The sequence below is a fragment of the Mesorhizobium sp. W050 genome, assembly GCF_054719535.1.
Genome location: NZ_JBTTIH010000001.1, coordinates 1,959,675 through 1,973,998, shown reverse-complemented (window position 1 = coordinate 1,973,998; position 14,324 = coordinate 1,959,675). Strand labels below are relative to the sequence as shown.

Here is a 14,324-nt window from a genome sequence, read left to right as displayed (position 1 = left end):
ATACACTCTAAGAGTGTATTGCGGCACACGCCTCCGCATTTTGGCCGCTTGCCCTTGACCGATCGCAAAAGCGCGGCCATGTGAGCGACCAATTGAATGCGTCACGCAGCGGAATTCTTCTGCCGCCCCACAGCTGATATGAGACCTCATGGACGTCGTCGTCGTCGAATCGCCGGCCAAGGCAAAGACAATCAACAAGTATCTCGGCAAGAACTTCAAGGTTCTGGCCTCGTTCGGCCATGTCCGCGATCTGCCGGCCAAGGATGGTTCGGTGCGTCCCGACGAGGATTTCGCCATGTCCTGGGCGGTCGACACCGCGTCCGGAAAGCGTCTCACCGACATCGCCAACGCGGTCAAGGATGCCGATGGCTTGATCCTCGCCACGGATCCGGATCGCGAGGGCGAAGCCATTTCCTGGCACGTGCTGGAGGTGCTCAAGCAGAAGCGCGTGTTGAAGGACAAGCCGGTCAGCCGCGTCGTCTTCAATGCCATAACCAAGTCGTCGGTGCTGGAAGCGATGGCCAATCCGCGCCAGATCGATGCACCATTGGTCGATGCCTATCTGGCTCGCCGCGCACTCGATTATCTCGTCGGCTTCACGCTGTCGCCGGTGCTGTGGCGCAAATTGCCGGGCGCCCGTTCGGCCGGCCGCGTCCAGTCGGTGGCGCTGCGCCTGGTCTGCGACCGCGAATCCGAGATCGAGCGCTTCATCCGCGAGGAATACTGGCAGATCGCTGCCCTCCTCGGCACGCCACGTAACGACAGCTTCGAGGCGCGGCTGACCGCGTTCGAGCGCAAGAAGCTGCAGAAGCTCGACATCGCCAGCAAGGCGCAGGCCGACGATATCAAGGGCATGCTCGAAGGCGCGACCTTCAAGGCTCTGTCGGTGGAAGCCAAACCGACAAGGCGCAATCCTGGCCCGCCCTTCACCACTTCGACGCTGCAGCAGGCGGCATCGTCGGGCCTCGGCTTTTCGGCGACGCGCACCATGCAGGTGGCGCAGCGCCTCTATGAAGGCATGGAGATCGGCGGCGAGACCACCGGCCTGATCACCTATATGCGAACCGACGGCGTGCAGATGGCGCCGGAGGCGATCGACGCCGCCCGCGACACCATCGCCAAGGAATTCGGCCCACGATACCTCCCGGAAAAGCCGCGCCAGTACACAGCCAAGGCTAAGAATGCCCAGGAAGCGCACGAGGCGGTCCGCCCGACCGATTTCATGCGCACGCCGGCTTCGGTCAGGCAGTATCTCGATTCCGACCAGCTGCGGCTTTACGAATTGATCTGGAAGCGCGCCATCGCCAGCCAGATGCAGTCGGCCGAGATCGAGCGTACCACGGTCGAAATCGAGGCGGTCAATGGCGCTCGCACCGCGGAGCTTCGCGCCGTCGGTTCCGTCGTTCGCTTCGACGGCTTCATCGCCGCCTACACCGACCAGAAGGACGACGACGCCGAAGACGAGGAAAACCGTCGTCTGCCCGAGATCCGTGCCGGCGAGCAGCTGGCCCGTCAGGCGATCAATGCCACCCAGCACACCACCGAGCCGCCGCCGCGCTACTCCGAGGCGTCGCTGATCAAGAAGCTGGAAGAGCTCGGCATCGGCCGTCCGTCGACCTACACCGCGATCCTGAAGACGTTGGAAGACCGCGACTACGTCACCATCGACAAGCGCCGGCTGGTGCCGCAGGCCAAGGGCCGGCTGCTGTCGGCTTTCCTCGAAAGCTTCTTCGAGCGCTATGTCGAATATGACTTCACGGCCTCACTCGAGGAAAAGCTTGACGAGATTTCCGACGGCAAGCTCGCCTGGAAGGACGTGCTGCGCGACTTCTGGAAAGATTTTTCCGGCGCCGTCGCCGACATCAAGGAACTGCGCGTCACCGACGTGCTCGATGCGCTGAACGAGGAACTGGCGCCGCTGGTGTTCCCCGCGCGGGAGGATGGCTCGAATCCCCGCATCTGCCCGAAATGCGGCTCCGGCAATCTGTCGCTGAAACTCGGCAAGTTCGGCGCCTTCGTCGGCTGCTCCAACTATCCGGAATGTTCCTTTACCCGCCAACTCGGCGACGCAGCCAACCCGAATGGCGAGAATGGCGGCGGCGAGGACGGCACCAAGGTGCTCGGCAAGGACCCCTACACGGCAGAGGAAATCACGCTGCGCTCAGGCCGCTTCGGTCCTTATATCCAGCGCGGCGACGGCAAGGAAGCCAAGCGCTCCAGCCTGCCCAAGGGCTGGACGCCTGATTCCATCGACCATGAGAAGGCCTTGGCGCTGCTGTCGCTGCCGCGCGACATCGGCAAGCATCCCGAGTCCGGCAAGATGATCTCCGCCGGGCTTGGCCGCTATGGTCCGTTCGTTTTGCACGATGGCACCTACGCCAATGTCGACAGCATCGAGGATGTGTTCTCGATCGGCCTCAACCGCGCGGTCACTGTGATCGCCGAGAAGCAGCTGAAGGGCAAGGGCGGCCGCAATGGCGGCACCGCGGCGGCGCTGAAGGAACTCGGCGACCATCCCGATGGCGGCGGCAAGATCGTCGTGCGCGATGGCAAATACGGGCCCTATGTCAACTACGGCAAGGTCAACGCGACGCTGCCCAAGGGCAAGGATCCGCAGTCGGTGACGGTCGAAGACGCGCTGGCGCTGATCGCCGAGAAGGAAGCCAAGGGCGGCGGCGGCAAGAAGCCGTTCCGCAAGGCGGCAGCCGCCAGGGCCCCCGCAGCCAAGACAACCACTGGCAAGACAACCACTGGCAAGAAAACCACAGCCAAGAAGTCGGCGACCAAGAAGCCGGCGGCGAAGAAAAAGGGATAGCAGCGTGGCGCGCAGGATCACCGGTAGAAGCCACGGCGATCCGCGCACCGCCGACACGAGGGCCAAGGTCAAGGACGACTACAGGCCTTCGCGTGACGAAATCCTGCGCTACATCGCCGAGAACCCCGACCGCGCGGGAAAACGCGACATCGCCAAGGCGTTCGCGCTGCGCGGTGACGACCGCATCTGGCTGAAGGACATCCTGCGCGACCTGCAGGACGAAGGCATCCTGACCAAGGAGCGCAAGCGGTTGGCCCGCGTCGGCGCTCTGCCGCACGTCGCCGTACTCGACATTTTTGGCCGCGACGGCGACGGCATCCTGCTGGCGCATCCGGCGGAGGCCGTCGGCACCGGCGAACCGCCGGTCATCTCGATCCGCGTCTCCCGCGGCGGCAATGGCCCGCAGCCGGGCATCGGCGACCGTGTGCTGGCCAAGACCTTCCCGACCGACGATGCGACCGGGCCTGCCTATACCGGCCGCGTGATGAAGATTTTCGAGAAGCGCACCGATGCCGTGCTGGGCGTCTTCCGTATCCTGAGGGACGGCACCTTCCGAATCGAGCCGGTCGAACGTCGCCAGCCCGAACTGATCGTCGACAAGGAATTCCAGAACGGCGCCAGGAACGGCGATTTGGTCGAGGTCGAGCCGGCGCGGGCCTCGCGCTACGGGCTTCCGCGTGCAAAGGTGCTGGCGGTGCTGGGCTCGCTGACCAGCGAAAAGGCGGTCTCGATGATCGCCATCCACGCGCACGACATTCCGCATATCTTCCCGGCCGACGTCATCGCCGAATCCGAGGCGGTAAAACCGGCGGCGATGGATCACCGCGAGGACTGGCGCGACCTGCCGCTGGTGACCATCGACCCGGCCGACGCCAAGGACCATGACGACGCCGTCTTCGCCACGCCCGACCTCGACGAGAAGAACCCCGGCGGCGTGATCGCCACAGTGGCGATCGCCGATGTCGGGGCCTATGTCCGCTATGGCACCGCACTCGATCGCGAGGCGCTGAAACGCGGTAATTCTGTCTATTTCCCCGACCGCGTCGTGCCGATGCTGCCAGAGCGCATCTCCAACGACCTGTGCTCGCTGCGCGAAGGCCAGGACCGTCCCGCGCTTGCCGTGCGCATGATTTTTGCCGCCGATGGCCGCAAGCTGCGTCACACCTTCCACCGCGTCATGATGAAATCGGCGGCAAAGCTCGCCTATCCGCAGGCCCAGGCCGCGATAGACGGCCTTCCTGACGACAAGACCGGCCCGATCCTCGATACGGTGCTGAAGCCGCTGTGGGACGCCTACGCCATCCTCAAGCGCGGCCGCGATGGCCGCCAGCCGCTCGAGCTTGATCTGCCGGAGCGCAAGATCCTGCTCAAGCCGGACGGCACCGTCGACCGCGTCATCGTCCCGGAGCGGCTCGACGCCCACAAGCTGATCGAAGAATTCATGATCCAGGCCAATGTCGCCGCCGCCGAAACGCTGGAAGCGAAGAAGCAGGCGCTGGTCTACCGCGTCCACGATGCGCCGTCGCTGGCCAAGCAGGAATCGCTGCGCGAGTTCCTGCAGACGCTCGGCCTGTCGCTGGCGCGTGGCGCGCAGATGCGGCCCGCCCAGTTCAACGGGATTCTCGAGCGTGTGCGTGGCGCCGACAATGAGGGGCTGGTAAACGAAGTGGTGCTGCGCTCGCAGAGTCAGGCCGAATATTCGCCCAAGAACATCGGCCATTTCGGCCTCAACCTGAAGCGTTACGCGCATTTCACCTCGCCGATCCGCCGCTATGCCGATCTGATCGTGCATCGCGGGCTGATTGCCGCACTTGGGCTCGGCCCTGGCGGGCTGACGCAGGACGAAGAGACGCGGCTGGAAGACGTCGCGGTGCTGATCTCCGGCACCGAGCGCCGCGCCATGGCGGCCGAGCGCGACACCGTCGACCGGCTGATCGCTGCCTACCTCGCCGAGCGCATCGACGACCGCTTCGACGCCCGCATTTCGGGCGTCACCAAATCGGGACTATTTGTCCAATTGCCGCAGTTTGGCGCAGATGGCTTCATCCCGGTGTCAAGTCTGGATGGCGATTACTATATATATGACGAAACCGCGCGATCGCTGTTCGGAGAACGCACCGGCAAGGGCTATCAGCTTGCCGACCGCGTCGAGGTTCGCCTGATCGAGGTGGCGCCTATGGCCGGCGCGATGCGTTTCGAGATGCTGACCGACCCGAAGCCCCTGCCCGGCTCCAAACGGTCGTTTCACAAGGCAAAAGGCCGCGCCCGCGCGTCGCAATCGCGCCCGGGGTCGCGCGGCAGGAGACGATAATGGCAAGCGAAATGGGAATCCAGAAGCAGGTTTTCGGCGGCGAACATCATTCGGGCCGAGTCGCCCGCCCGCTGTGGACGGCGATGAAGCGCGGCGCCCTTGGCCGCTGCCCGCATTGCGGCGAAGGCAGGTTGTTCGCCGGCTTCACCAAGAGCGTCGACAAATGCGCCGTGTGCGGTGAGGAGTTCCACCACCACCGTGCCGACGACTTGCCCGCTTATCTCGTCATCGTCATTGTCGGCCACATCGTTCTCGGCGCCTTCATGGGCGTCGAGGCGACGTCGACGCTCTCCATGTGGCAGCACATCGCCATTTGGGTGCCGTTGACCATCGTGCTGTCGGTCGCTCTGCTGCAACCGGTCAAGGGCGCCGTCATCGGACTGCAATGGGCGCTCTATATGCACGGCTTCGGCGGCGAAAAAGACGGCACCGAGCCGCATCCCGGAACCTAGTTTGCGTCAGGGCAATGTCGCCTGGCGCAACATGCCGACCGTGAAGGCCACTTTCGTTTGCCAGAAGTTTCCGCTAGGTCCTGCGCATGGAAGGTATGACCAAGGCGGAAGTCAGCAGGATGGACCGTGGCGCGGCCGCCCACAGCGGCCTGCCCATACGCCCGCGCGATGCCGCCACCCTGATCCTGCTCGACCGCGAGGGCGACGAGATTCTGGTGCTGATGGGACGGCGCCATGCAGGCCACGCCTTCATGCCCGGCAAGTTCGTCTTTCCCGGCGGCCGCACCGATTCGGCCGACAGCCGCATTGCCGCTGCCACCCCATTGCTCCCGGAGGAAGAAGCCAGGCTGACCGCCGGCGTCGGCCGCATCAGCCCGTCGCGGGCCCGTGCCATCGCGCTCTCGGCCATCCGCGAGACTTATGAGGAAGCCGGCCTGCTCATCGGCCGCAAAGGCTCGTTCGCAACCGACAAGCGCGACTGGCAGGGCTTTGTCGAGCACGGCGTCCAGCCTTCGCTGGCGCCGCTGCGCTTCATCGCCCGCGCCATCACCCCGCCCAATCGCGTGCGTCGTTTCGACACCCGCTTCTTCAGCGCCTGGCGCAGCGATGTCGCCGTGGAACTGCCGGGTGGCGGCCCGACCAATGAGCTGGAAGAACTAGTCTGGCTGCCGCTCGCCAAGGCCAGAGAGGCCGATATCCCCGACATCACCCGAACGATCTTGCAGGAGCTGGAGACGCGGCTTGCCGGCGATCCACGCCTGCGACCCGGTGGGTCCGTGCCGTTCTACCGGCTTATCCGCAACCGCTTCGTTCGCGAAATTCTTTAGAGCAATTCCAGGAAAAGTGTGACGCGGTTTTCCGTCCGGAATTACGCAATATCAAACAGACAGAGTATTCAGGCATCACATGACGGTCGATACCCAGCAAGAGGGCGACGAGCGCGTACATTGGCTACCGATGATCGCCGCGATCTCGTCGATCAGCGTCGTCGGCATCGCCATAGGCCTCGGCATGCCGCTGCTCAGCGTTATTCTCGAGAGCCGCGGCCACTCGGCATCGATGATCGGCCTCAACACCGCGGTCGCCGGCCTTGCCTCGATCGCCGGCGCCCCGCTGGCCACGCCGCTGGCGATGCGCTTCGGCGTCGCCTGGACGATGATCGCCATGATCGCCGCCGGCGCGCTCGCCTTTGTCGGCTTCCACTTCGCGCCGGACTTCTGGATGTGGTTCCCACTACGCGTCGTGCTGCACATCGCGCTGACGGTGCTGTTCATCCTGTCGGAATTCTGGATCAGCACCTCGGCGCCGCCGCGCCGGCGCGGCCTGGTGCTCGGCATCTACGCCACAGTGCTGTCGCTCGGCTTCGCCGCCGGGCCATGGATCTTCGCCCATATCGGCAGCACCGGCTTCTTGCCGTTTGGCGTCATCATCGTCCTGGTCGCGCTGGCCGCAATCCCGGTGCTGGCCGCACGGAATGAAAGTCCCACAATCGTGGTTGACGGCGAAACCAGCAACTTCCTGCGCTACATCTGGCTGGTGCCGACAGCGACCGCCGCCGTGCTGGTGTTCGGCGCCGTCGAGACCGGCGGCTTTGCGCTGTTCCCCGTCTATGGCAACCGCATCGGCTATTCCGAGGCGGATGCAGCCCTCCTGCTCACCATGATCGGCCTCGGCAACGTGCTGTTGCAGATCCCTATCGGCATGATCAGCGACCGCGTCTCAGACCGCCGCTATCTGCTTTTGGCCTGTGCCACGGTCGGACTTGCCGGCACCATCTTCATGCCGTTCTTCGCCGGCAATTGGCACCTGATGGCGGCGCTTCTGTTTGTCTGGGGCGGCGTGGTGGCCGCCATGTACACGATCGGCCTTGCCCATCTGGGCTCGCAGCTCTCCGGCCATGAACTGGCCTCGGCCAATGCCGCCTTCGTGCTCTGCTACGGCGTCGGCATGGTGCTTGGCCCGCAGGCGATCGGCATCGGCATGGATGCCTTCGGGCCCTCCGGCTTCGGCTGGTCGCTCGGCCTGTTCTTTGCCGCCTATATCGCCTTGGTCAGCGCCAGGCTGGTCCGCAAGATCTGGTAGCCTGTCCGTCGCCAGCCTGCGCAATCCTGACGGGATGTCGCCGCTGCTGACAGAACCGTGTCAGGAGACCTCAGCTAAAAGGGTGTCCCAAAAAACCCGAGTTTGAGGATACGGCGATGATCGACAGCGGCTTTGAAACCACATCTCTGCGCATGACGCTTCTGCTGCTTGTCAGCTTCCAGGCCCCGGCAGCCGATGTCGACCGCATCATGGACGCCGTGGTCGCGATCGCGCCGCTGGCGATGGGAAAATACGATCGCAACGCCTATCAAACGGCGCACGGCATCGAACGCTACCGGCCGCTGGAAGGTGCAGCCGCCGGCGTCGAAACCGAACTGCGCCGCCGCCCCGGCACCGTCGAGGTCTCGTTCGAGTTGCCCGACGACCAGGCGCTCGCCGCCCGCGTCGTCGAGGCGATTTTCCAGGCGCATTCCTACCAGGAGCCGGTGATCCGCATCCAGCCAATCCTCGCCAGCCGCTCCAAGGGCCTGGACGACCGCGCCAATCCGAATCGCCGGTGGAACACCACCGGGGACTGGAAGAAAGCGCTTCCAGTTAAGGAAGAAGCCTAGAAATCCGGCCCCGCAGAGGGCGAGCAACAGCGACCTTACCTTCTCTCCTTGTGGGGTGAGAAGCGGCCTCGTAGCGGACGAAAAGCCAATTGCTTGGCTTTTCAAGATTCGAACGCCCTGAGCCTCAGCCTCCATCGAGCCGGTGATAAAACCGGACAACTCATGTGCTACCTAATCCGGACAACTCATGTGCTTACGACACGGCGGCCGCGCCGGGCTTGACTTTCCGGGCACGTTCTTTATGTGTCGCGCCAAGTTTCCCGCGTCCGGGTGTTTTCCCCCGCTCCAGCGGCCAAAACCCCACGAACATAACGGACTGATACAATGGCCAAAGCCGCAAACATCAAGATCAAGCTTCTGTCGACCGCCGACACCGGTTTCTTCTACGTGACCAGCAAGAACAGCCGTACCAAGACCGACAAGCTGTCGTTCCGCAAATACGACCCGGTCGCCAAGAAGCATGTCGAGTTCAAGGAAACCAAGATCAAGTAATCTGGTTTTCATACGCTCTGTCAAAAGCGCCGCCCCTTCGGGCGGCGTTTTTGATTCAAGGCCCCGAAAAGCCAGAACCCTCCGCTGTTTGGCGCGAAGTGCTCATCTCATTTTTTGGCAAAAAAGGGGGCCGGTCGGCGTATGGCAGCGGTACGAGGAGGCCACTATGTGCCAGCGCCGGCCGGCCGACCCCACGGACCCAGGAGATGCGGCGGACCTGAGCATCATGGGGTATTCGGCGAAGCGATGCGGCTGTCTACCCTCGTGCCCGCATCGCCCTTGTTCTTGCACCGCACATTTGCGCAACAATGTTTGAAAATCAATAGTTTCTTAACCAAGCCTGCCGAATCGCTTGGATTAAGGTAAATTCCTAACCCTGTCCTGCATAATCGGTGGTCTAGCCTACGCTGCCTTGGCGACGACCCGGTTGCGGCCGCCACTTTTGGCTTCGTAGAGCGCCACGTCGGCACGTTTCATCAACGCCGCGACCGTGTCCGCGCCCTTCAGAACCGATGACACGCCGACGCTGACCGTGACTTCGATCGCCTTGCCTTCAGGGCCGATGGCAAACGGCAGCTGGGCGATTTCAGCGCGAATGCGCTCGGCAACTTTCTCCGCCACCGCGCCGTCCGTGTCCGGCATCACAACGACGAATTCCTCGCCGCCGAAGCGGCAGGCAAGGTCGATACCCCTGACGTTCTTGCGCAGCCGCCTTGCGAACTCGCGCAGCACATCGTCGCCGCCATCATGGCCATGCGAGTCATTGACGGTCTTGAAGCGGTCGAGATCGGTGATCATCACCGACAGAGGCCGCCGCCGCGCCACGGCGCGGTCGAACAGCGTCTGCAAATGGCTGTCGAGGTAGCGGCGGTTGTGCAGGCCGGTCAATGCGTCGGTCACCGCCATCTCGATGGTCTGGGTGACGCTGGCGCGCAGCTGGTCGTTGTAGCGCTTGCGGCGCACCTGCGTGCGCAGCCGCGCCGTCAGCTCCTGCTGGTCGATCGGCCGCATCAGATAGTCGTTGATGCCGAGCTCGAGCCCGCGAATGATGCGCCCCTCCTCGCCTCCATCGGCAATCAGGATGATCGGCAGGAAGCGGGTGCGGTCGAGCGAACGAAATTGCGAACACAACCGCAGCGGATCGAAATCGGCAAAACCGGTCGAGATCAGCACGCACTCATAGGGCGCCTCGGCGGCTTGGAAGAAGCCGGCATGCGGATCGGTCGCAATGTCGAGCTCGGCGCTGCCGCGCAGCATTTTCTGGATGCGCTCGAACGACGATTTGCGCTCGTCGATCAACAGCACCTTCGGCGTGGCGTCCTCCGACGCGAAGCTGCGGCTCAACAGCGCCTCGATGCCGATGTTGCGGGTGGTCGATGCGCGCAGCCGCAGCTCGTCGGTCAGCGACTTCAGCCTGACCAGGCTCTTCACCCGCGTCATCAGCTGCAGATCGTTGACCGGCTTGGTGAGAAAGTCGTCGGCGCCTGCCTCGAGGCCGCGCACCCGGTCGGCAACGTGGCCCAGCGCGGTCACCATGACCACCGGTATATGCGCGGTCGCCGGATCGCTTTTCAGCCGCTTGCAGACCTCGAACCCGTCCATGCCGGGCATCATCACGTCGAGCAGCACGACATCGACCTTGCCGTTTTCGCAGGTCTCGATCGCGTCCGGCCCGTTGAAGGCCGTCAACACCTCGAAATATTCGGCCAGCAGCCGAACCTCGAGAAGTTTGACATTGGCAGGGATGTCGTCGACGACGAGGATCCGCGCGGTCATGTCACAAGGCTCCGGCTGAAGGCATCAGGCATCACCGAGATAGGATTTGATGGTCTCGATGAAACGCGGCACCGAGATCGGCTTGGAGATGTAGGCCTCGCAACCGCCCTGGCGAATGCGTTCCTCGTCGCCCTTCATGGCGAAGGCGGTGACGGCGATGACCGGAATGGAATGGAGGTCGTCGTCCTCCTTCAGCCATTTCGTCACTTCCAGCCCCGACACTTCGGGCAGCTGGATGTCCATCAGGATCAGGTCGGGCCTGTGCTGGCGCGCCAGATCGAGCGCCTCGAGCCCGTTGCGCGTGCGCACCGTTTCATAACCGCTGGCTTCGATGAGGTCGCGAAAGAGCTTCATATTGAGCTCGTTGTCCTCGACGATCATGACCTTCTTAGGCATCGATTTCCCGTCCCGGCCAGGCTTCTGCCCGAAGCCCTGCCGCTATGCGCCCTTGTCGAAGCACACCAAACCCTCGCTCACTCTTAAGGCAATATGATTGACGAAATGGAAACCCGAAGCGGCAAAAGCCATTCGGATTCCACCTCGAAAACCACATTGGATCGGGGCTGTGGCTTGCCGCAGGCGACGCTTGCGATTACTGCGGAAAAGAGACTCATTTCCGCAACGAGAAAGTAGTGATGGCAAACGCAGCGTCAATGCGCGAGGAAGCGGAAACCATTGCCGTGAAGGCACTGGGCTTCGTCGCCGCCGACCCCGAACTCCTGCCGCGCTTCCTGGCCATCACCGGCATCGAGGCGTCCGCCATCCGCCGCGCCGCGGCCGAACCGGGATTCCTTGCCGGCGTGCTGCAGTTCATCCTCGCCCACGAGCCGACCTTGCTGCGCTTTGCCGAGGAAACCGGCACCCCGCCTGCCTCAGTCGGCAAGGCGTTGCGCGCGCTGCCTCTTGGCGGCGAGGACCATGAGCATTCGATATGAGCGACGATCCCGAGACGGCACGCCAGATCGCCGAACTTGCAGCCGACGACCGGCCTCTGCTGATCCTCGATGTCGACGATGTCGTGCTCGAATTCATCCGGCCGTTTCCGCATTTCCTGAAATCGCGCGGCTTCGGCCTGACGCTGGCCTCGTTCCGTCTCACCGGCAACATTGCCGAAACGGCGAGCGGCCGGCTGATCGAACAGCCGGAGGTGACGGCACTTCTCGGAGATTTCTTCGATACGCAGGCCGACTGGCAGAGCGTCACCGACGGTGCCGAACAAGCGCTTGCCAGCCTCGGCGACCGCGCCGAGATCGTCCTTTTGACCGCCATGCCGCATCGGCATCGCGCGGCGCGCCGCGCTCATCTCGATGCGCTCGGGCTGCCCTATCCGCTGTTGACCACCGAGATGGCCAAGGGACCGGCGGTGGCCAAGTTGCGTGGTAGCAAGGGCCGGCCGGTGGTCTTTGTCGACGACCAGCCCGCCAACCTCATCTCGGCACGCAACTCGGTTGCCGACGCCCATCTCTTCCACCTGATGGCCGACAATTCGCTGCGCGCCTTCCTGCCGCCGGTGCCGGACGACGTCATCTCCGTCGAGGACTGGCACGAGGCCGCGCCGAAGATCGCAAGCGCGCTCGGGCTCTGAGTTAGTCGCCTCTGAGTCCAGCGCTCAGGGCTTCGTTGCTGTCCCAGGGCTCGCATCCTGATCGGTGTTGTCTTCCACGACCGGATCAGGCCCCTTCAGCATGGCGCCGTTGACCGTCACCGACCCGTCGTGCCTGGCGTTGATCACCCATTCGATACGACCGTCCGGCAGCGTCTTGGCGAATCCCTTGATGGCCAGCGCGCCGGTAAAAGCCTGCGAGGCCTGCGGGTCCGTCTTCGCCGCCTCCTGCAGGCTTGCCACGATCTTGTCGTAGCCGGTCACGTCGATCGTCACGTTGGCATCGGGCTTCTTGTCGGGGAAGGTCATTTCGCCTGCCATGGCGACCTCAATGTCACCATTCTTGACCGTGCTGTGTCCAAGCACGAACTTTGGTGTCTTGGCCAAGAAATCGGCGGAAATCTCATCGCCGAAATCTGCCGGAAGCGGTGGATCCTTACTGAAATCGAGGGTTTCTATGGTTTTCCGAGCCATACTGTCGAGATCGATGTTGGCGCCGCCGAAATTCAGGTCGAGATCCGTCGGCAGCAACGCAACGGTCCAACTGGGCAGCATCTGCTGCGGTATTGTCAGGCCGGAAACCTTGAATGCGTAGCTGATCTTGCCGTCCTTGGTGATGCCGTCCATGCCGACAACGGTGTTCAGCTGCGCCGCGCCGAAATTGCCGGCATATGTTTCAATGGCAAGGTTTTTGAATGCGTAGGTCCCATCGATCCGTTCCCATAGCGGCAGCGCACCGAGCAGAAGCGTTTTGAACTCTGCTTGATCGGCCTTCAGCCGGGCCTCGTCCTCATGGGCGACGGCGAACGCCAAAAGATCCAGAAGCGGCTTGGTCTGAATGGCCTTAGCGGTCACGTTCACAGCGAGCTCCGGTGCCCGGAGCGCTGCGATTGACCGGTCATCGATTTTGACCGTTTCGACGAAGTCCGCCATCGCCTGTGTGAAATTAAGATCGACGCCGCCGTTAGCCGACTTGCTGGCGTCAAATTTGGAAGAGCCCAGCCCCACGCTCAAATTGGTCAATTGACTGACTTGGCGCGACGTCATCGTCATGCCCGCAATCGAACTGGTGCCACTGGTAAATGCCGCCAGTTTCGGGTCATAGACGCCCGTGAACTTGCCATCCTTGACAACGATTTGCCCGGTGTTCAGGCCATTTGGGCCATTTACCTCGATGGACCCAGTCGTAGAGAAATCCGAGGCGACATCCCAGCCTCCGTCGCTGCGCGGTTTGACCCGCAGCGTGACGGGCGGGAAATCGAACCGCTTCAGATCCTGCTTCGGCATCTTCGCCACAAGCGCCTTCACATCGAAGGTGATCTTGTAGGCACCCTCCTCGGCTGAGATCTTCAAAATGCCTTCATTGAGCGCCTGTTTGCCGACATAGCGAGAGAGCTCATCGGAAAGTTGCTTGGCACCTTGGGCATCGACAGCCTGGCCAAAGGCAGGAGCGCTGAGGGCGAGAAGGAAAGCAAGCGGCAAGACACGGTTCACAAAATTCTCCATTTGACCAAAAAGGAACGCTTCGTTCGTCTGCTATGAACCAACCTACAGTTTCCACAGGACATCAACAAACGCCGACGGGTAATTAGACTACAGCACAAGCCGCATCAGCGGCCGGCCGGCCTTGCGTTCGAGGAGCCGCTCGAAGCCGGCCTTTTCGAACACACGCGACGAGCCGACGAATAGCCCGATCGAACGCGAATCGCGCGACACGTCGATCGGACACGCCTCGACCAGCCGCGCCTTGTTCTGGCGGGCAAAAGCGATGCCGCCCTCGACTAGGCGGTGGCTGACGCCCCGGCCGCGCGCGCTGGCGCGGATGAAGAAGCAGGAGATGGCCCAGACGCCGGGATCTACGGCGTCGGTTGGATCGACCGGCGCCGAGCCCCTGCCCCGATTGTTCCATTCGGGCACGTCGGCGCGCGGGCCGATCTGCATCCAGCCGACCGCTATGCCGTCCTCGAAAGCCAAAAGCCCCGGCGGCGGCCCTGCCTCGATGCGCGCCTTGATATGATCCTTGTTGCGCTGTTTGTCGCTGGCCCGCCGGACCGCCGGCGCCATCCGGAAATGCGTGCACCAGCACCCGTAACAGGCGCCCTGCTTGCCGAAAAGATCCTCGAAATCCGCCCACAGGTCGGGCGCCAGCGGCGCTATGGTCGTGCTCATGAGTTATCTCCCGGCTAACCGCTTGTGGCGGCTTCCGTCCTGACGTACCATT

Annotated in this window: 13 protein-coding genes; 9 read left to right on the top strand and 4 right to left on the bottom strand. The window is 63.2% G+C overall.

Going from position 1 to position 14,324, the window contains the following annotated elements:
* Window positions 1-148 precede the first annotated feature (148 nt).
* The 7 genes from topA (at window position 149) to rpmG (ending at window position 8,724) form a co-directional block, all read left to right on the top strand.
* Window positions 149-2,815 (top strand): type I DNA topoisomerase, encoded by a 2,667-nt coding sequence (gene topA / locus ACYG9Y_RS09415; RefSeq protein ID WP_023738966.1) that lies wholly within the window; start codon window positions 149-151, stop codon window positions 2,813-2,815.
* 4 nt (window positions 2,816-2,819) lie between these two features.
* The gene (rnr, locus tag ACYG9Y_RS09410; RefSeq protein ID WP_023738967.1) at window positions 2,820-5,126 is read left to right on the top strand and encodes a ribonuclease R; all 2,307 of its coding nucleotides are present in this window, start codon (window positions 2,820-2,822) and stop codon (window positions 5,124-5,126) included.
* Window positions 5,126-5,578: a DUF983 domain-containing protein gene (locus ACYG9Y_RS09405; protein WP_031194788.1), complete on the top strand. Its 453-nt coding sequence runs from the start codon at window positions 5,126-5,128 to the stop codon at window positions 5,576-5,578. Before rnr ends, ACYG9Y_RS09405 begins: the two co-directional genes overlap by 1 nt.
* Window positions 5,579-5,664: 86 nt before the next feature.
* The gene (locus ACYG9Y_RS09400) at window positions 5,665-6,405 is read left to right on the top strand and encodes an NUDIX hydrolase (protein WP_023681569.1); all 741 of its coding nucleotides are present in this window, start codon (window positions 5,665-5,667) and stop codon (window positions 6,403-6,405) included.
* Between the two features lie 79 nt (window positions 6,406-6,484).
* On the top strand, window positions 6,485-7,660 hold the full coding sequence (locus ACYG9Y_RS09395; RefSeq protein WP_023681570.1) for an MFS transporter: 1,176 nt from the start codon (window positions 6,485-6,487) through the stop codon (window positions 7,658-7,660).
* A gap of 116 nt (window positions 7,661-7,776) precedes the next feature.
* Window positions 7,777-8,232 carry a YqfO family protein gene (locus tag ACYG9Y_RS09390; protein WP_023681571.1) on the top strand — a complete coding sequence of 152 codons (456 nt, stop codon included), beginning with the start codon at window positions 7,777-7,779 and terminating at the stop codon, window positions 8,230-8,232.
* Window positions 8,233-8,556: 324 nt separating this feature from the next.
* Window positions 8,557-8,724, top strand: coding sequence for a 50S ribosomal protein L33 (rpmG, locus tag ACYG9Y_RS09385; protein ID WP_006201775.1), 168 nt, complete (start codon window positions 8,557-8,559; stop codon window positions 8,722-8,724).
* A gap of 402 nt (window positions 8,725-9,126) precedes the next feature.
* On the opposite strand, the gene ACYG9Y_RS09380 is transcribed toward rpmG, so the two are convergent.
* On the bottom strand, window positions 9,127-10,500 hold the full coding sequence (locus ACYG9Y_RS09380) for a PleD family two-component system response regulator (protein ID WP_023710626.1): 1,374 nt from the start codon (window positions 10,498-10,500) through the stop codon (window positions 9,127-9,129).
* Window positions 10,501-10,524: 24 nt separating this feature from the next.
* Window positions 10,525-10,896, bottom strand: a complete 372-nt coding sequence (locus tag ACYG9Y_RS09375) for a response regulator (protein WP_023667574.1) — start codon at window positions 10,894-10,896, stop codon at window positions 10,525-10,527.
* Window positions 10,897-11,135: 239 nt separating this feature from the next.
* Here ACYG9Y_RS09375 and ACYG9Y_RS09370 point away from each other — a divergent pair, with 239 nt between their 5' ends.
* Window positions 11,136-11,435: a DUF3572 domain-containing protein gene (locus ACYG9Y_RS09370; protein WP_023729852.1), complete on the top strand. Its 300-nt coding sequence runs from the start codon at window positions 11,136-11,138 to the stop codon at window positions 11,433-11,435.
* A complete protein-coding gene (locus tag ACYG9Y_RS09365; protein WP_023710628.1) occupies window positions 11,432-12,085 on the top strand; it encodes a hypothetical protein in 654 nt (217 codons plus the stop codon). Before ACYG9Y_RS09370 ends, ACYG9Y_RS09365 begins: the two co-directional genes overlap by 4 nt.
* A 24-nt stretch (window positions 12,086-12,109) precedes the next feature.
* Here the strand turns inward: ACYG9Y_RS09365 and ACYG9Y_RS09360 are convergent, their stop codons facing one another.
* Together ACYG9Y_RS09360 and ACYG9Y_RS09355 are read right to left on the bottom strand one after the other, a co-directional pair.
* Window positions 12,110-13,597, bottom strand: coding sequence for a hypothetical protein (locus ACYG9Y_RS09360; protein ID WP_023738968.1), 1,488 nt, complete (start codon window positions 13,595-13,597; stop codon window positions 12,110-12,112).
* A 99-nt stretch (window positions 13,598-13,696) separates the two neighbouring features.
* Window positions 13,697-14,272, bottom strand: coding sequence for a GNAT family N-acetyltransferase (locus tag ACYG9Y_RS09355; RefSeq protein WP_023729854.1), 576 nt, complete (start codon window positions 14,270-14,272; stop codon window positions 13,697-13,699).
* Between the last annotated feature and the right edge of the window lie 52 nt (window positions 14,273-14,324).